18 protein-coding genes, 3 tRNA genes and 1 pseudogene are annotated in these 19,992 nt (G+C 67.9%); 11 read left to right on the forward strand and 11 right to left on the reverse strand.

Features of this window, described 5'->3' with window-relative positions; all coding sequences use genetic code 11:
- Nucleotides 1–65 precede the first annotated feature (65 nt).
- Nucleotides 66–1,601 carry an efflux transporter outer membrane subunit gene (locus tag V5F66_RS00750; protein ID WP_394006315.1) on the reverse strand — a complete coding sequence of 512 codons (1,536 nt, stop codon included), beginning with the start codon at nt 1,599–1,601 and terminating at the stop codon, nt 66–68.
- 119 nt (nt 1,602–1,720) lie between these two features.
- Here V5F66_RS00750 and V5F66_RS00755 point away from each other — a divergent pair, with 119 nt between their 5' ends.
- Together V5F66_RS00755 and V5F66_RS00760 are read left to right on the forward strand one after the other, a co-directional pair.
- Nucleotides 1,721–2,356: a TetR/AcrR family transcriptional regulator gene (locus V5F66_RS00755; RefSeq protein WP_012113080.1), complete on the forward strand. Its 636-nt coding sequence runs from the start codon at nt 1,721–1,723 to the stop codon at nt 2,354–2,356.
- A gap of 244 nt (nt 2,357–2,600) precedes the next feature.
- A complete protein-coding gene (locus tag V5F66_RS00760; RefSeq protein ID WP_394003316.1) occupies nt 2,601–3,614 on the forward strand; it encodes an aldo/keto reductase in 1,014 nt (337 codons plus the stop codon).
- A gap of 90 nt (nt 3,615–3,704) precedes the next feature.
- On the opposite strand, the gene V5F66_RS00765 is transcribed toward V5F66_RS00760, so the two are convergent.
- Nucleotides 3,705–4,610 (reverse strand): LysR family transcriptional regulator, encoded by a 906-nt coding sequence (locus tag V5F66_RS00765; RefSeq protein ID WP_394050360.1) that lies wholly within the window; start codon nt 4,608–4,610, stop codon nt 3,705–3,707.
- Nucleotides 4,611–4,792: 182 nt separating this feature from the next.
- Between V5F66_RS00765 and V5F66_RS00770 the strand changes: the two are divergent.
- Nucleotides 4,793–5,053, forward strand: a pseudogene (locus tag V5F66_RS00770) (transposase); the annotation flags it as partial.
- 176 nt (nt 5,054–5,229) lie between these two features.
- On the opposite strand, the gene V5F66_RS00775 reads toward V5F66_RS00770, so the two are convergent.
- The 4 genes from V5F66_RS00775 to V5F66_RS00790 form a co-directional block, all read right to left on the reverse strand.
- Nucleotides 5,230–5,305 (reverse strand) — tRNA-Ala (locus tag V5F66_RS00775).
- A 101-nt stretch (nt 5,306–5,406) separates the two neighbouring features.
- Nucleotides 5,407–8,625, reverse strand: a complete 3,219-nt coding sequence (locus tag V5F66_RS00780) for an efflux RND transporter permease subunit (RefSeq protein WP_394092996.1) — start codon at nt 8,623–8,625, stop codon at nt 5,407–5,409.
- Between the two features lies 1 nt (nt 8,626).
- On the reverse strand, nt 8,627–9,643 hold the full coding sequence (locus tag V5F66_RS00785; protein ID WP_012113122.1) for an efflux RND transporter periplasmic adaptor subunit: 1,017 nt from the start codon (nt 9,641–9,643) through the stop codon (nt 8,627–8,629).
- 39 nt (nt 9,644–9,682) lie between these two features.
- Nucleotides 9,683–9,886, reverse strand: a complete 204-nt coding sequence (locus V5F66_RS00790; protein ID WP_012113123.1) for a YgaP family membrane protein — start codon at nt 9,884–9,886, stop codon at nt 9,683–9,685.
- A 100-nt stretch (nt 9,887–9,986) separates the two neighbouring features.
- Between V5F66_RS00790 and V5F66_RS00795 the strand changes: the two genes are divergently transcribed.
- Nucleotides 9,987–10,283, forward strand: a complete 297-nt coding sequence (locus tag V5F66_RS00795) for an ArsR/SmtB family transcription factor (RefSeq protein ID WP_394003322.1) — start codon at nt 9,987–9,989, stop codon at nt 10,281–10,283.
- Nucleotides 10,284–10,295: 12 nt separating this feature from the next.
- Here the strand turns inward: V5F66_RS00795 and V5F66_RS00800 are convergent, their stop codons facing one another.
- A complete protein-coding gene (locus V5F66_RS00800) occupies nt 10,296–10,985 on the reverse strand; it encodes a class I SAM-dependent methyltransferase (RefSeq protein ID WP_394092997.1) in 690 nt (229 codons plus the stop codon).
- A complete protein-coding gene (locus tag V5F66_RS00805; RefSeq protein ID WP_041575204.1) occupies nt 10,952–11,365 on the reverse strand; it encodes an EVE domain-containing protein in 414 nt (137 codons plus the stop codon). Before V5F66_RS00805 ends, V5F66_RS00800 begins: the two co-directional genes overlap by 34 nt.
- Before the next feature lie 182 nt (nt 11,366–11,547).
- Between V5F66_RS00805 and V5F66_RS00810 the strand changes: the two genes are divergently transcribed.
- Together V5F66_RS00810 and V5F66_RS00815 are read left to right on the forward strand one after the other, a co-directional pair.
- Nucleotides 11,548–11,847 (forward strand): antibiotic biosynthesis monooxygenase family protein, encoded by a 300-nt coding sequence (locus V5F66_RS00810; protein WP_012113127.1) that lies wholly within the window; start codon nt 11,548–11,550, stop codon nt 11,845–11,847.
- Between the two features lie 206 nt (nt 11,848–12,053).
- Complete coding sequence (locus V5F66_RS00815; RefSeq protein WP_394050354.1) at nt 12,054–12,815, forward strand: YkgJ family cysteine cluster protein; 762 nt, start codon at nt 12,054–12,056, stop codon at nt 12,813–12,815.
- Between the two features lie 4 nt (nt 12,816–12,819).
- On the opposite strand, the gene cmk is transcribed toward V5F66_RS00815, so the two are convergent.
- Both cmk and aroA read right to left on the reverse strand, forming a co-directional pair.
- A complete protein-coding gene (gene cmk, locus V5F66_RS00820) occupies nt 12,820–13,446 on the reverse strand; it encodes a (d)CMP kinase (protein ID WP_394092998.1) in 627 nt (208 codons plus the stop codon).
- A 10-nt stretch (nt 13,447–13,456) separates the two neighbouring features.
- Nucleotides 13,457–14,827 carry a 3-phosphoshikimate 1-carboxyvinyltransferase gene (gene aroA, locus V5F66_RS00825; protein WP_394092999.1) on the reverse strand — a complete coding sequence of 457 codons (1,371 nt, stop codon included), beginning with the start codon at nt 14,825–14,827 and terminating at the stop codon, nt 13,457–13,459.
- 247 nt (nt 14,828–15,074) lie between these two features.
- Between aroA and V5F66_RS00830 the strand changes: the two genes are divergently transcribed.
- From V5F66_RS00830 to V5F66_RS00840, 3 genes are all read left to right on the forward strand, one after another.
- The gene (locus tag V5F66_RS00830; RefSeq protein WP_012113131.1) at nt 15,075–15,467 is read left to right on the forward strand and encodes a TIGR02300 family protein; all 393 of its coding nucleotides are present in this window, start codon (nt 15,075–15,077) and stop codon (nt 15,465–15,467) included.
- Nucleotides 15,468–15,617: 150 nt separating this feature from the next.
- Nucleotides 15,618–15,693, forward strand: a tRNA-Ala gene (locus V5F66_RS00835).
- A gap of 76 nt (nt 15,694–15,769) precedes the next feature.
- A tRNA-Ala gene (locus V5F66_RS00840) sits at nt 15,770–15,845 on the forward strand.
- 485 nt (nt 15,846–16,330) lie between these two features.
- On the opposite strand, the gene V5F66_RS00845 is transcribed toward V5F66_RS00840, so the two are convergent.
- Entirely contained in the window at nt 16,331–17,131 is an 801-nt protein-coding gene (locus V5F66_RS00845; protein ID WP_394093000.1) for a response regulator, read from the reverse strand.
- Between the two features lie 324 nt (nt 17,132–17,455).
- Here V5F66_RS00845 and V5F66_RS00850 point away from each other — a divergent pair, with 324 nt between their 5' ends.
- Together V5F66_RS00850 and V5F66_RS00855 are read left to right on the forward strand one after the other, a co-directional pair.
- Nucleotides 17,456–17,839, forward strand: a complete 384-nt coding sequence (locus V5F66_RS00850) for a response regulator (RefSeq protein ID WP_012113133.1) — start codon at nt 17,456–17,458, stop codon at nt 17,837–17,839.
- Nucleotides 17,826–19,937: an ATP-binding protein gene (locus V5F66_RS00855; protein WP_394093001.1), complete on the forward strand. Its 2,112-nt coding sequence runs from the start codon at nt 17,826–17,828 to the stop codon at nt 19,935–19,937. The genes V5F66_RS00850 and V5F66_RS00855 overlap by 14 nt, the downstream gene beginning before the upstream one ends.
- Nucleotides 19,938–19,992 lie beyond the last annotated feature (55 nt).

Here is a 19,992-nt window from a genome sequence, read left to right on the forward strand (position 1 = left end):
TCTTCTTGCAGCTGCGGCGCAGGTGGCGTTTTGAGGGCGCAGGGGCGAGGGGTCGTGCGTACCGCTCAGTGGTCCTGGAAATAGCCGGCGTTGGTGCGGGGTTCGGCCTGCGCCGTCTGGTCCACGCGGTTCCACCAGCCGCCGCCCAGGGCCTGGAACAGCGCCGCGGTATCGGTGAAGCGGGCGGCCTGCGCTTTCACCCGCGCGACCACGGCCTGCTGGAAGTTCTGCTCGGCTGTGAGCACCGAGGGATAGGTCACCGCGCCGGCCAGATACTGGGTGCGGGAGATCTTCACGCTCTCCTGCGCCGCCTTCTCATAGGCAAGCTGGGCCTTCAGCGTGCTGGCATCAGCCTCGATGGCGCGCAGCGAATCCGCCACGTCGCGGAAGGCGGTGATGACCGTGCTCTTGTATTGCGCCAGCGCCTGCTCGTTGCTCGCGACGGCGGATTCCTTGTCGTGGTAGAGCGTCCCGCCGTCGAACACCGTCTGTGCGACGCTGCCGGCGATGCTCCAAGCGGCGGTGCCCGGCGAGAACAGGCTGTCGGGGGTGAGGCCGGCCCTGCCGTAGCTGCCGGTGAGCTGAACCTGCGGCAGCATATTGGCCACGTTGACGCCCACGGTGGCGGTGGCCTTGTGCAGGCTCGCCTCCACCGCGCCGATATCGGGCCGCTGCCGCACCAGCGCGGAGGGGACGCTGACGGGAAGATCGCGCGGCAATGTGAGACTGGCAAGGGTCACGTGCTCGCCCCGATCCTGGCTCGGCAGCCGGCCGAGATAGGCCATCAGCTGGTTACGCTGCTGGGCGAGCTGCTTCTGCAGCGGCGGCAGGGTCGCCTGGGTCTGGGCGAGATTGGACTGCTGCGATAGCACGTCGGATTGAGCCACCGCGCCCAGCTCGAACTGGCGCTGGACCAGCTTGAGCTGTTCCTGCTCGGACTTGATGATGTCGTTGGTTGCTTCGATCTGCGCGCGCAGAGAGGCATCGGTGATGGCCGCCGTCACCACATTCGCGGTCAGGCTGAGATAGGTTGCCTCCAGCTGGAAGCGTTGATAGTCCGCCTGCGCCTCCAGCGCCTCGACCTGCCGGCGGGTGCCGCCCCACACGTCCAGCACATAGCTGACGCTGACCGAGGCGTTGTAGAGATTGTAGGGGCTGGTGTTGCCGCTCTCGCCCTGGCTCGCCAGCGAGGCGACCTGCCGGGTGGCGCTGCCGCTCGCCGACACCTGCGGAAACAGCGCGCCCTCGCCGGCCAGCGCGTTTTCGCGTGCCGCCCGCAGCGCAGCCTGGGCGGCGGTCACGTCCGGATGGTTGCGGATCGCCTCCGCGACGAAGGCATCGATCTGCTTGTTGCGGAACACCCGCCACCACTCGCCGGGCAGATCGCGACCGCGGAGAAAGACCTGGCGGCTTCCACCATGGACATCCGCCGAGGTCGTAGGACGGGGCGTGCCTTCGGGCAGGTAGCCGCTGACGCGCGGTGCATCGGGCGCCTCGAAGTCCGGCCCCACCATGCAGCCGTTCATGAGCAGCAGGGAAGCGGCGAAGGCGCCTCCCTTTAAGCAGGGCGCGAGCCCGGAAAGGGCAGACAGGTCTCGCATGTGTGATGGCACCCCGGTACAACAGCCTGAACCGAACCGTTCAGTTCGATATACGAGTAGGGCGAGGCAGGTGGAGAGTCAATATGGACTGAACCGTACAGTTCGATTAGATTGAACGCATGTCGGAATGCAACGCTTCATCCCTTGAGCCGCAAGACGCCAGCTCCCTGAGGCCCAAAGCCCGGGAGGCCCTCGCGGCGGCCCGCGCCGTGTTCCTGGAGGTGGGCTACGACGGCGCCAGCATGGACGCGATCGCGCGCGTCGGCGCGCTGTCCAAGGCGACTCTCTATGCGCACTTTTCCAACAAGGCCGCCCTCTTCGAGGAACTGATCCGGGTCGAATGCCGGGCGGTGAACGCCAACCTCTACGTGCCGGACCCCAAGAGCGCCACCGTTTCGAAGGAGCTGCGCAAGGTGGCGGCCAACTATCGAGGCATTTTCGCGGACCGCGAGGGGCTCGACATCTTCCGGATCCTGATTCCGGTCGCGCCGCGGTTTCCCCGTCTCGCCCAGGTTTTCAATGATGAAGGGCCAGGTGCCGCGATCCATCAGATCGCGGGCTATCTCCGTGCGCTGAGTGACGCGGGCCGCCTCCGGATTCCTGATCCTGAACTGGCGGCGCACCAGTTTCTCGCGCTGGTCACCGAGGACATCAAGCTGAGCGGGGCCCTGGGGTTTCCCCCCTCGAGCGGTCGCGCGGCCGATCGCCTGATCGAGAGCGGCATCGCGATGTTCCTCGGCTTCTACAAGGCTTAGCCGAATGTTGAAGGCAATTGATCGAAAGCGTCCCCGGACTCTCAAGATGGAAGGTCTTCGCGTTGGCGTCGTGTTTAGCCGTGCCGGCAATACGGCGATAACGGAGGGCCTGGGAAGCACCGGCCTATGAACCACATTCCAAAGTGCTGAGATCACGGGCCGGCTACTGAGGATATCCCGCACGCCGTATTTCATTGCCTGACACCAGACATCGGGTCTGGAAGGGAATCGAAAGGTTCAGGTCATGGCACTCAAGGCTATCCTGCGCGGGCAACTCGGTTTTGGCGCGGCGCCCCTCGGCAACATGTTCCGGGACATCCCCGAGGCGGAGGCGCGCGCCACCGTCGAGGCGGCCTGGAATGACGGCATCCGCTACTACGACAACGCACCCTTCTACGGTGCGGGCCTCGCCGAAATCCGCATGGGCGAGATGCTGGCCGGCAAGCCGCGGGACGAGTTCGTCATCAGCACCAAGGTGGGCCGTATCATCCTCGACGAGATCGAAGACATCAGCGCCCGCGATCTCGGGGAGAAGGGCGAGGTCTTCAAATATGGCCGCCCCAACAAGATCGTGAACGACTATTCGGAAGACGCCACCTATCGGTCCATCGAGGACAGCCTCAAGCGCCTGAAGGTCGATCATATCGACATCGCCTTCGTCCATGACGTGGCGCAGGACTTCTATGGCGATGAATGGCTCGGCCGGTTCGAGGAGGCGCGCAAGGGCGCCTTCCGCGCGCTAGACCGAATGCGCGATGAGGGCGTCATCAAGGCCTGGGGGCTGGGCGTCAATCGGGTCGAGCCCATCGAGCTGCTGCTGGCGCTGGACGAGCCGCGCCCCGACGGCTTCCTCCTCGCCGGGCGCTACACGCTGCTCGACCATGACCGGGCCTTGCAGCGGGTGATGCCGATGGTTCAGGAGCGCGGCCTCGGCATCGTGGTCGGCGGCCCCTACAGCTCGGGCGCCCTCGTCGGCGGGCCCAACTTCGAGTACGCCCCCGTGACGCCTGTCATGAGCGCGCGCATCGCGGCGATCAAGGCCATCGCCGATCGCTACGGCATCTCCATGAAGGCGGCCGGACTGCAGTTCTCGCTTGCCCATCCCGCAGTGGCCGCGGTCATTCCCGGTGCCAGCCGCCCGGAGCGGATCGCCGAGGATGGCGCCGCGCTGCGCGAACCCATTCCGGCCGCATTCTGGGCCGAACTGCGCGAGCGTGGCCTCGTCAATCCGGCGGCGCCGCTTCCCGTCGCAGGCTGATCCTGCGATCCCGTCCCCGCCACCGCGTCCACAGGCAGCCGCCGCCGACGCGGTGGCGGCGTGCGCAGGGGAGCGTGTCGCGTGAGTGGCCTAGCCGTGCGCCAAAAACGTCTGCATGCGCGGCACGGCAAAATCCAGGAAGGCCCGGACGCGGGCAGGCAGGAACTGCGCGCCCCGGAACAGGGCATGGACATCGTCCGTCACGCCGATGTCGGTGTCGGCCAGAAGCTCCACCAGTTCGCCCCGTGCGATGGGCTCGCGCAGATGGTAGTCGGCGAGCCTGATGATGCCGACGCCGGCAATCGCCATGCGGCGGAGCGTGTCGCCGTTATTGACCAGCAGCGACCCGCTCAACATGCGCTCGACGATCCGTCCTCCTTCGCGCATGGGCCAGACCGGCATCGCGCGGCGGAAATTGAAGCCGAGGCAATTGTGGTGGACGAGATCTTCCGGCGTAGCGGGCGTGCCGTGGCGCGCGAGATAGGTGGGGGAGGCGACGATGCGCCGCCGCGTCTCGCCGATCTTGCGCGCCATCAGGTTGGAATCCATGAGCTTGCCCACCCGGATCGCCACATCGGTGCGGTCGAGATAGAGATCGACCACCTCGTCCGAGAGCGAGAGATCGACGATCACTTTTGGATAGGCCTCGAAGAAGGCCGGCAGGACCGGTTCCAGGGCCGCGGAGCCGAAGCTCACCGATGAGGTTACGCGCACAACGCCCTCGGCCTCGGCGCCGCCCTGGGCGATCTGTTGCTCGGTTTCGTCGAGTTGGCCGAGCAGGGCTTGGCTGCGCTCGTAATAGAACTGGCCCTCTCCGGTCAGCGCCAGCCGGCGGGTCGATCGCTCGATCAGGCGCACCCCCAGCCGCGCTTCCAGGCGGGCGATCAGCTTGGATACCGTGGAGGGTGTCATCAGCATCAGCCGGGCCGCTTCGGAAAAGCTTCCCGCTTCCACCACGCGAACGAACACCATCATCTCGCCGGCGCGGTTGTCCATGGCGGACCTTTGATCTGGCTTGACCGAGGGCCGAGACCTAACACGCCATCGGACGGCCGTCCCGCGATCTGTGAAACCATCTCCCAAATCCAGTGAAAAGCGGCCGTCTAGCACTGCTTTGGCCGATTAACGCATTGATAAGATTGGCTGTTGAGGTTTGCGCCCGGATTGTGGCGCAGGCCATGGCGAGCTGGGATGAGGCGCTGGGGGCGTTTCTGAAGCCGTTTGTCGCCCTGCTGGAGCACAAGAAGCGACGGCAGATGTGCCCGCTCTATGTGGCAGGCCTGATCGGTCCGGGTGAGCGCAAGAGCATGCGGCCCATGGCCGAACGCCTTGATCCGGCACGGTACGGCCGTTTCCATCATTTCATCTGGGATGGCCTGTGGGACGAGGTCCCGATCGAGGCCGAACTTGCCCGCACGGCCGATCGCGTCGTGGGCGGAGCCTAAGGGGCTGCCCACCGGATGGCGGCCCCTTACCTTTTTAGGGGACAATAATCGTCCAGATGCGTCCGGAAACGTTCGCCTAAAGCCAGTGTCACGCTGTGGGGGCGGCGGTGGGGGTGATGCGAAACAAGCATCAGAAGCCCATTATAATTCGATAGCTTATGTCGTCTGATTGGTGGAGCCGAGGGGAATCGAACCCCTGACCTCTGCAGTGCGATTGCAGCGCTCTCCCATCTGAGCTACGGCCCCGATCCGTGGGAGGCGCCATTTATGAGTTGGGGCCCCATGCTGTCAAGCGCCCCGGGGTGCGAAATCCGGGCCATTCCTGCGCTGTCCACCATGGCCTTGCCTCAGGCCGCCTGTCGTTCGCCGCGCAGCACCACGTAGATGGCGGGGATCACCAGTACCGTCAGCGCCGTGGAGGAGGCGAGGCCGAACAGCAGCGAGAGGGCGAGGCCCTGGAAGATGGGATCGGTGAGGATCACCGCCGCCCCGATCATGGCCGCGAGCGCCGTGAGCAGGATCGGCTTGAAGCGGATGGCGCCCGCCTCCAGCAGCACGTCCTTGAGCGGGCGGCCCGGCGCGCGGGCGTGGCGGATGAAGTCCACCAGCAGGATGGAATTGCGCACGATGATGCCCGCCAGCGCGATGAAGCCGATCATGGACGTGGCCGAGAACGGCGCGCCGAACAGCCAATGCCCCGCCATGATGCCGATGAAGGTGAGCGGGATCGGCGTCAGGATCACCAGCGGCAGCTTGAACGAGCCGAACTGCGCCACCACCAGGATATAGATGCCGAGGATGGCCACGCCGAACGCCGCGCCCATGTCGCGGAAGGTCACATAGGTCACCTCCCATTCCCCGTCCCACAAAAGGGTGGGGCGGCTCTCGTCGGTGGGCTGGCCGTGGAGGGTGATCTCAGGCTTGGGCAGGTCGCCGAAGTCCGCCGCCGCCAGCGCCTTCGACACCGCCAGCATGCCGTAGACGGGGGCCTCGTAGGCCCCGGCGAGGTCGGCGGAGACCATTTCGGCGGCGCGGCCGTTATGGCGGAAGATGGGGAAGGAGGCCGGCTCGCGCACCACCCGCACCACGTCGCCCAGTTCCACCACGCCGCGCCCGCCGGGCAGGGCGTTGGCCGGAACCGGGGTGGAGAGGGTGCGCGGGTCTACCGCCTGCTCGCCCTTGGGCAGGGCGAGGCGGATGGGAATGGGCGCGCGCCCGCCGCCGCGATGGGAATAGCCCAGGGTCGCCCCGGTGAAGACGGAGCGGATGGCGTCGTAAACGTCCGCCTGCTCCACCTTGTAGAATTCGAGGTTGTCCTGGTCGATGGCGAGGCGCACCCGCTCGCCGGGCGTGCCGAAGCTGTCGTCCACGTCCACGATATAGGGCACGCTCTCGAACGCCGCGCGCACCTTGCGGGCGACGGCGCGGCGGGTGTCCGGGTCCGGGCCGTAGATCTCGGCCAGCAGGGTCGCCAGCACCGGCGGGCCGGGAGGCGGCTCCACCACCTTCAGCGCGCTGCCGGCGGGCAGGGGGATGGCCTTCAGCCGCTGGCGCACGTCGAGGGCGATGGTGTGGCTCGCCCGGCTGCGCGCGCCCTTGGGCTGGAGGGTGATCTCGATGTCGCCCTGCCGGGGCGCGGACCTGAGCCCGTAATGGCGCACCAGCCCGTTGAAGTTGAAGGGCGCGGCGGTGCCCGCGTGGGTCTGGAACGCGACCGCTTCCGGCAGATCGGCCAGCGCGGTCACCATGTCCTGCAGGGTGCGGTTGGTGGTCTCCACCGAGGTGTCGGCGGGCAGGTCGAGGATGACGGCCAGCTCGGTCTTGTCGTCGAAGGGCAGCAGCTTCACCGTCACGCCGTGAGTGTAGAACAGGCTCAGCGAAGCCAGTGTCGCCACCCCCACCACGGCGAGGAAGGCCCCCGAGCGCGCCCGCGAGGCGAGGATGGGCGCGGCCACGCGGCGATAGAAGCGCCCCAGCCGCCCACCGTCCGCCGCCTCGGCATGGACGGGGGTGCCGGTGTCGCGGCCGGCGAGCTTCAGCATCAGCCAGGGGGTGAGCACCACCGCGACGAAGAAGGAAAACACCATGGCCGCCGAGGCATTGGCCGGGATGGGGCTCATGTAGGGCCCCATCATGCCCGACACGAACAGCATGGGCAGCAGCGCGGCCACTACGGTCAGCGTCGCCACGATGGTGGGGTTGCCCACCTCCGCCACAGCATCGATGGCGGCTTCGGCGCGGGTGCGGCCATCCTTCATGGCCCAGTGCCGGGCGATGTTCTCGATGACGACGATGGCGTCGTCCACCAGGATGCCGATGGAGAAGATGAGCGCGAACAGGCTCACCCGGTTCAGGGTGTAGCCCATGAGCCGGGCGGCGAAGAGGGTGAGCAGGATGGTGGTGGGGATCACCACCGCCACCACCAGCGCCTCGCGCCGGCCGATGGCAAAGCCCACCAGCACCACGATGGACACGGTGGCGAGGCCGAGATGCAGCAGCAGCTCGTTGGCCTTCTCGTTGGCGCTCTCGCCGTAATTGCGGGTGACCTGCACCTCCACGTCCGCCGGCAGCATGCCGCCATGGGCGGCCTCGATCTGGCGCAGGACGGCATCGGCGATCACCACCGCATTGGTGCCGGGCCGCTTGGCGATGGCGAGCGAAACGGCGGGCCGGCGCGCAAGGCCGTCCGCCGTCTTCGCCACATGAAACACGCGGGTCTCGGCGGTGTCGGTGGCAAGGGTCACCTGAGCCACGTCGCGCACATAGACCGGGCGGCCGTCGCGGGCGGTGACGAGGATGTTGCCGATTTCCGCCGGGGTCTGGAGCGTCTGGCCGGCGACGAGGGTGCGCTGGGATGCGGCCTCGCGCACGGTGCCGGTGTTGAAGGTGCGGTTGGCGCCTTCGAGCTTGCCGGCGAGCTGGGCCAGCGTGATGCCATAGAGCGAAAGCCGCTCGGGATCGGGCGCGACGCGGATCTGTTCCGGCTGCTCCCCCACCATGTAGGTGAGGCCGATGTCGGGAAGCTTGGCGATGTCGGCCTGAAGCTCGCGGGCGACGCGGGTGAGGGCGTTGGCATTCCAGCGCTCCGCCGCCTCGGGCTTGGGGGTCAGGGTGAGGACGAGGATGGCCACGTCGTCGATGGAGCGCCCGACGATGAGCGGCTCGGTGATCCCCACGGGGATGCGATCGAGATTGGCGCGCACCTTCTCGTGCACGCGCAGGATGGCGGCATCCGGACTGGTGCCGGTGAGGAAGCGGGCGGTGACGATGACGCCGTCGTCCTGGGTGGTGGAATAGACGTGCTCCACCCCGTCGATGGCCTTGACGATGGTTTCCAGCGGCTCGGTCACGAGCTTCACCGCGTCTTCCGCCTTCAGGCCCTGGGCCGAGACGGAGATGTCCACCATGGGCACGGAGATTTGCGGTTCCTCCTCGCGCGGCAGGGTGATGAGCGCGATGAGGCCGAAGGCGAAGGCGGCGATGAGCAGCAGCGGCGTCAGCGGCGAGGTGATGAAGGCGCGCGTCAGCACGCCGGCGAGGCCGAGGGAGGAGGTCTTGCTGGTCATGTCAGTGCCCCGGCGCCTGGATCTTGTCGCCGTCGGCAAGGCCGGTGAGCACCTCCACCCGCTCCCCGGCAGCGTCGGTGAGGCGGGCGCCCAGCACCACGGGCACATCGAGCGCCCCGCGCGGCGTGGCAACGCGCACATAGTCGATGCCGTGGCGGGTCGAGACCAGGGCAGGAGGGATGGCGAGCACGGCGCGGCGGCCGATCTCCACCCACACCAAAGTGCGCTCGTTGACGAAATAGTCGCCGAGGCCATCCACCTCCACGTCGGCCATGACGCGGCCGGCGGTGATTTCCGGATAGACCTTCACCACCCGGCCAAGGCGGGCGGTGGCCGGCGTCCCGGCCGTATCCTGCGTGATGCCGCGCCGGCCGATGCGGACCGTGCCGCCCTCGCGGATGTCGGCGGCGTGGCGCTCGGGCAGGCTGAGGCGCAGGTAATAGGGGCCGGAGGCGATGCGGGCGATCTCGTCGCCGGCCAGCACCACGCTGCCCGGCGTCACCGGAACGGTGAGGACGCGTCCGTCCGCCGGGGCCAGCACGGCGCCCTCACGGGCGCGCTGGAGCACCACGGCGCGGTCGGCCTCGGCGGCGGTGACCTGGTTGGTGGCCACGTCGAACTGGGTCTTGCCGGTGTCGAGCCGGCTCTGGCTGGCGACGCCCTTGGCCACCAGCTGCTGGGTGCGGTCCAGCTCGACGCGGGCGTTTTCGAGCTGGGACCGCAGCTCCTTGATCTTGGCGTCTGCGGCATTGAGGGTGAGGGCAAGCTTGTCGTCCACCACCAGGGCGATCTCGTCGCCCTCCTTCACCTGGCTGCCCTCGGTGACCGACACCGTTCTGAGGGTGCCGCCGATGCGGGCGCGGGCGGGCACCACGGTGCGGCTTTCCACCTCGCCGAACACGGCTTTCAGTTCCGGCACCTGTTCCAGGCGCACGGTGAAATCCTCCGCCGCAGCGGCGGAGGCGGCGAGGGGAGCGGCAACGAGCGCGGCGAGGACCGCGAGGGAGGGCAGGTGCATCTTAAGGTCTCTTCAGCCCGGCCGGCGCCGGGCGCGGGCTCAGGAGAAGGCGACGCCGGGCTTCAGGCCCAGCTTCTTCAGCACCATGGCGGCCGGGCAGAAGCCGGTGATGGACGCCTGCATCAGGTTCGCGCCCACGAAGGCGGTGAGCCAGAACCAGTACGGCGACACGAAAAGGCCGAGGCCGAGGGAGGCCAGGACCATAAACCCGGCAAACAGCATGACGGCGCGATCAACCGACATTATCTTGTTCCCTTGAAAACGCGCGGGCCCCGTGCCCGTGCGTGTTCGTTTGCACTTAACATTCAAATATTATAAATTCAAGATCATGAATGTTGTTGATATGATGCCCGCTTCGGAACGGGCGGCCGAGCTGATGCGCAGCCTCTCCCATCCCCAGCGCCTTCTGGTGCTGTGCTCCCTGGGCAGTGGGGAAAAGTCGGTGGGCCAATTGCGGGACGAACTGGGCATCGAGCAGGTGCCCATGTCGCAGCAGCTCATGCGCCTGCGGGCCGACGGGCTGGTGGAGGCGCGGCGCGAGGGCACGAGCGTGCACTACCGCATCGCCCGCGAGGAGGTGCTCCATATCATCGAGGCGCTGCACAGGGCCTTCTGCAGCAAGCCGGAGGGGCCGTGCTGAGCGGTGTGAGGCTTAACCCTCTCTGGGGCGCCAGACGCTGGTGCGCTTGATCTCCATGTCCTCCAGCTCCCGGGTCACCGGCACGCTGTATTCGGCGAGATGCTCCAGCCGGTCCTTCGGCAAATAGGTGCGGCCGGGATCGCCGATGAGCACGGTGGCGCCGCGTGCGCTGAGGGCCAGTAGCCAGTCGAACACCCGCGCGGAGAGGTCCTTCTCATAGGCGATATCGCCGGCGAGCACGGTATCCCAGCCTTCGTCCGTGCCGATGAGGTCCTGCTCAGCGGCGGTGAGCACCACGCCGTTGGCCTGCCCGTTGAGGCCGATGGCGGCGCGGGCGAAGGGGTCGATGTCGGCGCAGGTGACGGCCGCCGCCCCCGCCTTCATGGCGGCGATGCCCACGAGGCCGGAGCCGGAGGCGAAATCCAGCACGGTCCGGCCCACCACCGCTTCGGGATGGTCGAGCACGTGGCGGGCCAGCGCCTGCCCGCCGGCCCAGGCGAAGGCCCAGAACGGCGGCGGCAGGCCCATCTCGCCCAGTTCCTCCTCGGTGCGCTGCCAGAGGGGCACGGCCTCGTCGGCCACATGGAGCGAGATTTCCGGCACCAGCGGCACCGGGTTGAGGCGGGTTTCGGCGCGGATGAAGGCGAGAGGGTCGGCGATGGGCGCTCTCACACCCCGCCCATCCCGCAGACGATGTCCCATTCCTCGTCGCTCACCGGCTGCACCGACAGGCGGGAGAACTTGATGAGAGCCATCTCCTGAAGCCTAGGCTCGGCCTTGACGGCGGCGAGCGTCACCGGGGTCTTCAGCGGCTTCACCGCCTTGATGTCCACCATGAAGAACTTGCCGGAGGGGTCGGAGGGGTCGGGATAGGCCTCCTTGATGACCTCCACGATGCCGACGATCTCCTTGCCCTCGTTGGAATGGTAGAAGAAGCCCCGGTCGCCCTTCTTCATGGCCAGCAACTGCTGCTTGGCGAGGTGGTTGCGCACCCCGTCCCAGTGGGTGCCCTTGGCGCCGGCCTTCACCTGCATGTCCCACGACCATTTGAAGGGTTCGGACTTATAGAGCCAATGGGCCATGGCAAAGCTCGTGTTTCGCAATGATGGTGCGGGTTTGCCTCTTCCCTCCCGGCTTGGCAAGTGTGTTGGCAAGTGCATTGGCAGGCTTGCGCGCCGGTGCCGGGCAATCTTGCCTCGGCGGGGCGAAGCCTTAATGTCCCGCGCGGCGGCGCGGACGGGCCGTCGCTGTGAAGGAAAACATCATGGTCTATGAGATCGCCACGCTGGACATCAAGGAAGGCTCGGAAGCCGCCTTCGAGGCCGGAGTGAAGGAAGCTGCCCCCTTCTTCCAGAAGTCGCGCGGCTGCCGCGGCCTGTCGCTGCAGCGCTCGGTGGAATCGCCCAGCCGCTATTATCTCGTGGTGACCTGGGACACGGTGGAAGACCACATGGTCCACTTCCGCAACTCGCCCGAGTTCCAGGAATGGCGCCGCCTCGCCAGCCCCCATTTCGCCAACCCGCCGTCGGTGGAGCACACCAGCGTGGTCGGCACCTTCTTCTGAGATGCCGGAGAGCCCGCACCGCGCCGGTGCGGGCTCTCCCCTTTCGTGACGGTCCCGCACCCCCCCAAGCGCCCTACGCAGTTTCCCTATGTTGATCGTTGTATCCAACGAAACATAGCTTGTTCCATCTCAATGCGCCGGCTCTCCATCTTGGGGAGCGTGGCGCGGCGCCCGTTGCGGGCGGATGGTATTTTTGGAGGCTTGCCGTGGCGATCGCTTCTGAGGGGCAGGCGGAGGATGGGCGCGAAGAGGCCGGGCCGGCCCTGTTTTTCCGCGCTCAGCACGAAGCCTTCGGCAGCACGCTCGCTGCAAACAAGGGCGCGCCAAATCTGCTCGACCGCATCTGGATGCAGGCGTTTTCCAGCTACGAGCACAATGTGGCGGAGCAGACCCGGGACTTGCCGCCGCTGGCCTGCCGCAAGGGGTGCGGCACCTGCTGCCGGATCCAGGTGGTGGCCACCGCGCCCGAGGTGCTGATGGTGGCGCGCTACGTGCGGGCCATGGCGGACGGCTTCCGCAAGGTGGGCATCGATCTGCCCGCGCGCCTCGCCGCCGCCGCCGCCATCGCGCCGGAGGCCGCCGGCACCATGGCGCTGGGGCGCGAATGCCCGTTTCTCGTGGAAGGCATCTGCGTGATCTATCCGGTGCGCCCGCTGGCGTGCCGGGGCCACGTCTCCTTCAACGAGGAGGCCTGCGTCGCCGCGCTGGAAGGGGAGGCCGACGAGGTTCCGGTCTCCGAATCCCATCGCACCGTGCGGGCGCTGGTGCAGGGCGCGCTGCAATCGGCGCTGCGCGACACCGGCCACCCGTGGGCGCTCTATGATCTGGTAGCGGCGTTGCGGATCGCCCTGGAGCGGCCTGATGCAGAGGCGGCCTTCGCCGCCGGCACGGACGTGTTCGAGCCCGCCATGATCGACCATGTGAGCCGCGAGGAGATGGCGCGCACCTTCGACCGGCTGAAGGTGTGATGCTTCACCGCCCGGCCCGCCGCGCCTCCACGATGGCGAGGGCCGCCGCGAACGCCTGGGCGATATCCAGCGCCGAGGTATCGAGCAGAACCGCGTCGTCCGCCTGCACCAGCGGGGCTGCGGCGCGGGCCGAATCACGCTCGTCGCGCTTGCGGATGTCTGCCAGAACCGTCTCGTAGGCCACGTCCTCGCCCCGCCCGATCAGTTCGCGGTGGCGCCGTTCGGCGCGCACCTCCGGTGAGGCGGTGACGAACAGCTTGGCCTGTGCCTTCGGACAGATGACGGTGCCGATGTCCCGCCCGTCCAGTACCGCGCCGCCGGGCTGGGCTGCGAATCGGTGCTGGAGATCCAGCAGCGCCGCGCGCACGCCGCCGCGCGCCGCCACCACCGAGGCCGCCTCGCCCAGCTCCGCCGTGCGCAGGGCCTCGGGATCGAGCGTGGCCACGTCCAGCGTCCGCGCCGCCTCCACCGAGGCCGCTTCGTCCTGAAGCCGCCCCTGCGCCGATACGATAGCCCCCACGGCCCGGTAGAGCAGGCCGGTGTCGAGGTGGGGCAGGCCGTAGTGGGCGGCGAGCCGGCGGGCCAGCGTGCCCTTGCCGGAGGCCGCCGGCCCGTCGATGGCGATGACCATGGCTGTCACCTCACGAAATGACGGCGCCGAGGCCGCGCATCATGGGCATGAAGGTGGGGAAGGAGGTGGCGATGAAGGCCACGTCGTCCACGCTCACGCCCTCCTCGCTGGCAAGGCCCAGCACCAGGAACGACATGGCGATGCGGTGATCCATGTGGGTGGCGACCGGACCGCCGCCCTTGACCGTGGTGGCGCCGGTCACGAGCAGGTCGTCCCCAACCACCTCATGGGCCACGCCGCAGGCGGCAAGGCCGTCTGCCACCGCCGCCAGGCGATCGCTTTCCTTCACCCTGAGCTCGGAGAGGCCGCGCATGGCGGTGACGCCCTCGGCAAAGGCGGCGGCCACGGCGAGGATGGGATATTCGTCGATCATGGCCGGCGCCCGCTCGGGCGGCACCTCCACGCCCTTCAGGCGGGAATGGCGCACGCGCAGGTCGGCGACGCGCTCGCCGCCCTCGGTGCGCTCGGCCACCACCTCGATGCGGGCGCCCATTTCCAGCAGCGTGGTGATGAGGCCGGTGCGCAGCGGGTTCATCATCACGTCGGTCAAGGTCACGTCGGAGCCGGGCACGATCAGCGCCGCCACCAGCGGAAAGGCGGCGGAGGAGGGGTCGGCCGGCACGTCCACCGGCGCGGCCACGAGCGTCGGCCGGCCCTTCAGGGCGATGCGGCGGCCGTGGGCACCATGGGGTTCCACCCGCACGTCGGCGCCGAAATGGGCGAGCATGCGCTCGGTGTGGTCGCGGGTGGCCTCGCGCTCGATCACCACGGTCTCGCCGGCGGCGCCGAGCCCGGCCAGCAGCACGGCAGACTTCACCTGCGCCGACGGCATAGGTGTTTCGTAAGTGATGGCCTTCGTCCTGTCGCTGCCCTTGAGGGTGAGGGGCAGGCGCCCGCCCTCGGCGCTGTCCACGATCTCCACCCCCATGGCGGTGAGCGGGTCCAGCACGCGCTTCATGGGGCGCCGCCTGAGGCTGGCGTCGCCGTCGAAGGTGGCGGTCACGTCCTGCCCGGCCACCGCGCCCATCATCAGGCGCACGCCGGTACCGGAATTGCCGAAATCCAGCGGGGCGGCGGGGCTGGACAGCCCGTCGGCGCCGGCGCCCTCGACCTCCCACTCGCCGGGGCCGCGGCGGGTGACGCGCGCGCCGAGCGCGGCGCAGGCCTTGGCGGTGTTCAGCACGTCCTCGCCTTCCAGCAGGCCGGTGATGCGGGTGATGCCCTCCGCGAACAGGCCGAAGATCAGCGCGCGGTGGGACACGGACTTGTCACCGGGAACGCGCACGCGGCCGGTGAGCGCGGGGGAGCGAAGGGCGGTCGCGGGCTGAGCCGGGCCGTCGCCGTGGCCGGAGGCGGGAGCGGCGCTGCGGGTGGCGGACATGGGGGCCTTCCTCAAGCGTTGGCGTCTTAATCGATGACGTCCGGGGCGACGGATTCTTGTTGTAAAGGCCGGCTTGCGAAAAGCCGGATCCGGTCGCCTCGCCGTGCAAGCCGACCGGCGCGTGCTCTAGCACAGGGCGCGGCGAGGCGTCACCGCCCCGCGCCCGGCTGATGATCGGGCCTTGACAGGGGATACGTCTGGCGCCAATGGAGCACGCTCCTGTTTAGCCCTTCCGAGGATCTTTGCCGTGGCGAAAGCTGAACTCGGCACGAAGCGCATCTGTCCTGTTACGGGGCGCAAGTTCTACGACCTGAATAAGGACCCCGTCGTGTCGCCGTTCACGGGGGAGTCCTATCCGCGATCCTATTTCGAGCCCGCCGTCCGCGGCTCGAGCCGAGCCGAGCCGCGTGGTGCGGTCGAGGAGGTTGAAGCCGAGGACACCGAGGCCGAGGTCATCAGCCTCGAGGAAGCGGATGAGGAAGCCTCCGCTCCCGCCAAGGTGGTCGTGGGCGACGATGTGGACGTGGACGACGACATCGAGGCCGGTGACGACGACACCTTCCTCGAAGAAGATGAAGATGATGGGGACGACGTCTCCGATCTCATCGGTGAGGGCCTCGAGGACGACGAAGAGGCTTGATACCCGACGCGGCCTGTGCTTAAAGGCCGCTCTCGCTCGGCGGACCTGGTTTCACGATCAAGGTTCACCAAGCATCCGCCGCGGATTTCCCGGCACGCAGATCCGGCGCTCCTCCCAACGGGGCGTCCTGCGCGCAGGCCGCGGTTCAGTGGGGCCATAGCTCAGTTGGGAGAGCGCTTGAATGGCATTCAAGAGGTCGGCGGTTCGATTCCGCCTGGCTCCACCAAATTTCCCATAAGCGTGCGGCACGCGGCTCGGGTTTTCGCCCGGATCGTCCCGGACGCGACCACGCTTCCCCGCGTGGGGCCATAGCTCAGTTGGGAGAGCGCTTGAATGGCATTCAAGAGGTCGGCGGTTCGATTCCGCCTGGCTCCACCACTTCCCCCGCATATACCCTGCCCCGCATATGCGCTGACCGCACGCGCCGCCTCGACCGTCGAGGCCGGAATCCGGGCTATCTCGCGGACGCACAAGGCCAGAAGGGCGTGCGAATCGGCGCGATAGGGCGCGAATCACCACGCTCTGCCCGGCGACGCCGGTTCCTGCCCACATGGCGTATTCCAAGAGCGGCGAATCCCGCTCCATGCCGGAGCGGGGCGCGGCGGATTCGATCCCATTTGGATCAGTCTCCCAATTTGTTTCCCGGTTGTGCGTGCTAGATCCGTTCCATATCGATCCGGGTCACGCCGAGCCGTCTTCGGAAGCGCCGGGCGTACTAGTCGGGATCCCGTGTCAAGCCCTGACCGGCACGGGGTGGGCGGGTCGGGTGGTGGCCGCATGCGGTGCCATCCGGCCCGTTCCGGTTCTCGGAGCCGGGCGCTCCCATATCCGATGGTCCGCAGGCGGGCCGACGACGCCAGGTCTCAATCCAGCCTTATGCCGAAGCGCTCGGCCTGCCGGCGCACGAAGGCCTCCATGCGCTCGCGCCCCAGATCGGTGAGGTGGACGATGATGCGCCGCCGGTCGCAAGCGTCGGGAACGCGGGTCACGAGCCCCGCCGCCTCCAGGTCGTCGATGCGGCGCAGGGCGGTGGTGGTGGGCGCGCCGGAGGCGATGCACAGGCTGGTGACCGAGATGGGCCGCTGACTCGCTTCCGCCACCGCCAGATCAAGCATCATCTCCCAGGCGGGGTCGGAAAACAGGCCCGCCTGGAAGAGCGAGTCGCGGTCGGCGCGGGCGGCGACCAATACGCGGAGATATTGGGCGCGCGGGGAAACGGGGCGGGCGATGTGGCCCGTCGCCGCCGCTTCGTCTCCGGAGCCGGCCTCGTCCTCCACCAGCGCGAAGGCGCGGGTGATGGCGTGGGCAACCTCCTCCGCGGCCAGCGGCTTCTGCAGGAAGTCCACCGCATGCAGCCGCAACGCCCCGACGGCACGGTCGAGGGAGGCGTGGCCGGTGATGACGATGGCGGCCATGGGATGCTTGCGCCGCCGTGCCGAGAGCTTCTGCAGCAGTTCGATGCCGTCGATGCGTGGCATTTCCAGGTCGGTGACGATGACCTGCAGGTCGTCATTGAGCCGGACCAGGTCGAGCGCCTCGACCGCGGTGCCGGCGGTCAGGGCGGCGATGCCCAGCATGCCGAGGCCCTCCTGCAACTCGATGAGCACGTCGGGATCATCGTCCACCAGCAGAACACGCGGGGCTGTTTCGGTCCGCCCGTCCATCTTCTCCTCCAGCGATCCCCGTACGGCGATGGCCGAGTCCAGCCTGAAGGGCAAGCAGGCCGTTATCGCGGCGCCTGTTCTTTCGGCTTCTGGTTGAAGTTTGTCTCTAATTCAATCCAAAATGAAATCAATTCGCCTTGACGGTATCTTGGTCGTGCTGTGCAGTGCATTCCGGTCTCGCGGAGCTCAGGGCAGCGTTGTGATCAGATGGCATCGTAATGGGGCTGCAAGGTCTGCCTCGTTGCGTTGTTCATGCCCGTTCAGGTCGGTTCAACCTGATGATATCCGGCGCGGATGGCCGGAGTTGGTCTTGAGCGGTGTCGCATGGACCAGGTTCTTGTCATCGATGACGAGCCCGAATACCTCGACGAACTGGTCGAGGCGCTGGGTTTTCTCGGCCACGCCACCATTTCGGTGGGGCGGGGCGCCGAGGCCATCGATACGCTCCGCCGCGACCCCGCCATCCGCGTCATCCTCACCGACATGCGCATGCCCGACATGGATGGCATCACGCTGATCAAGGCTGTTCAAGAGACCTTTCCCGGGCGCAAGATCGATTTCCTGATGATGACCGGCCACGCTGCCCCCGGCGATATCGCACAGGCGCTCGCGGCCGGCGTGGTGCGGTGCTTTCGCAAGCCGCTGGCCTTCGAGGACCTGTGTGCGGCGCTGGTGGAACTGGATGGCGGCAAGGATGAAGGGGCCTGAGGCACTGGGCGACGGCTTGCGGGGGCTGGTCAATCCGGTCACGCTGATGCTGGTCGGCCTCGTGGTCCTGGTCGGCGTCATCCCGTTCGTCGCGGCGCTGGCGCTGTACCAGATGCATGACCGGGCCGAACGGGACGAGGCGGTGGCCGACGCCCGGCGCACCGCGACGCTGCTGCTGCGCAGCTTCGAGCAATCCATCGCGCCGGTCGACCTTCTGCTCCTGAATATCGCCAGCACGTATGACGCATCCGCCTCGCCGGTGCAGGTTCATACCATGCTGCGCAGCTTCAACCTGCCTCCGGCCGTGCTCCAGGTGACCATCACCGACAAGGCGGGGATGTTGATCGCCAGCAGCCTGCCCACCGACGGCATGGAGCAGAAGGACCTGTCGGGCCGCGAGTACATGCGCGCCTACCTCGGCAGGGAGGCTGTCCATGCGGGGCTCTCCATCGGCAAGCCGGTGCTGGGCCTGCTGTCGAAGAAGTGGGGGATCCCGCTCGCTCGGCCGCTCGTCGACGCGGAAGGCCGGTTTGCCGGCGTGGCGGTTGCGTCGTACGCGATCAGCGACTTCATCGACTTCTACAAGCAACTGCGAACCGAGGACGACATGCTGATCGCTCTCGTCGGCCGCGATGGCATCGTTCGCGCCCGCGCGGCCCGCGCCACCAGCTTCGGCGAAGACGTTTCCGCAAGCCGGGCCTTCCGGCAAACCATCGCGAACGGGGCGGTCGTCTATGACGAAGTGAGTGTCTTCGACGGCGTAGCGCGGGTGGGATACGCCGTTGCCTCGACGAAATACCCCATCCTGGTGACGGTGGCTCACTCGCTGGCCGCCGTGGAGCAGCGGTCGAAGGAGTTCCGCGCCGCCATCTGGAGCACGGCGATCGGACTGTCCGTGGCGCTGTTCATCGTCGCGCTTCTGGCCGGGCGCTACCTGAAACTGCAGAAAAAGCTGAAGGCCAATGAGGTGCAGGCCCTGGCGCGCCAGCGCGAGGCCAACGTGCTCGAAGCCATCAGCCGGGTGCCCGGCGTCGCCGTCATGCACGTCACCGAAGCCGGCGCCAGCGAGGTGGGCACCGCCGCCGATCCGACCCTGTCACCCTTGGTGCGCCGCTATCTCGCCAGCGGCCGGTTTCGCAACCTGGTCCGCGGCCTGAAGGAGCCGCAGCTGCGCGACGAGCATCTGTCCGATGGCACCAGCGAGCTGGAAGTGGAGATGGTGGTGGCGCCGCTCCAGGACATCGATCGCGCCGCATCGCCCGGGCAGGGGGGCGACATGGTGGTGTTCGCCGTGGACCGCACCCAGCGGCGGATGGAGGAGAACAAGCTCTACCAGATGTCGAAGCTCGCCTCCCTCGGCGAGGTGGCGACGGGGCTTGCCCACGAGATCAACCAGCCCCTCGGCGTCATCCGGCTGGCCGCGTCCAACGCCCTGACCGGCCTGAAGGTGGGGCTGCCGCCCGATCATCTCGCCGGCAAGCTCGACCGCATCATCCAGCAGACGGTGCGCATGAGCCGCATCATCGACCACATGCGCATCTTCGGCCGCAAGAGCGAGGAGCAGCTTCAGCCTTCGCAGCCCACCCAGGCGGTGGAGGGTGCGCTGCAGGTGGTCGGTGCCCATTTCCGGCTCGACGAGATCGAGGTGAACACCATGTCCGAGCCCCACCTGCCGGACGTGCTCTGCCGCCAGGACCAACTGGAGCAGGTGATCATCAACCTGCTGCAGAATGCCCGCGACGCCATCAACGAGCGCCGCGCCGCATTGGGCGAGCACTTCGCCGGCCGCATCGCGGTGCGCGTCGCCGGCGAGGCGAGGATCGGCGCGCCGGAGCAGGTGCTGATCGAGGTCGCCGACAATGGCGGCGGCATTCCGGAAGAGGTGGTGGAGCGCATCTTCCAGCCGTTCTTCACCACCAAGCCGCCGGGCAAGGGGACGGGCCTTGGCCTGTCGGTGAGCTTCGGCATCGTCCGCGACCACGGCGGTAGCCTCTCGGTCCGCAACGGGTCCGAGGGCGCCATTTTCAGCATCCGCCTTCCGGCCCGGCTGGCCGCGCCGGCCCTGATCGGCGCCAGCGCCGAGATCGTGCAAGGCTGACCACGCGAGGCCGACCGCGCAAGGCTGATGCCTCCTGCGGCGAGCGTCCGGAGGC

It is taken from the genome of Xanthobacter versatilis, assembly GCF_043193975.1.
GTDB lineage: Bacteria > Pseudomonadota > Alphaproteobacteria > Rhizobiales > Xanthobacteraceae > Xanthobacter > Xanthobacter autotrophicus_E.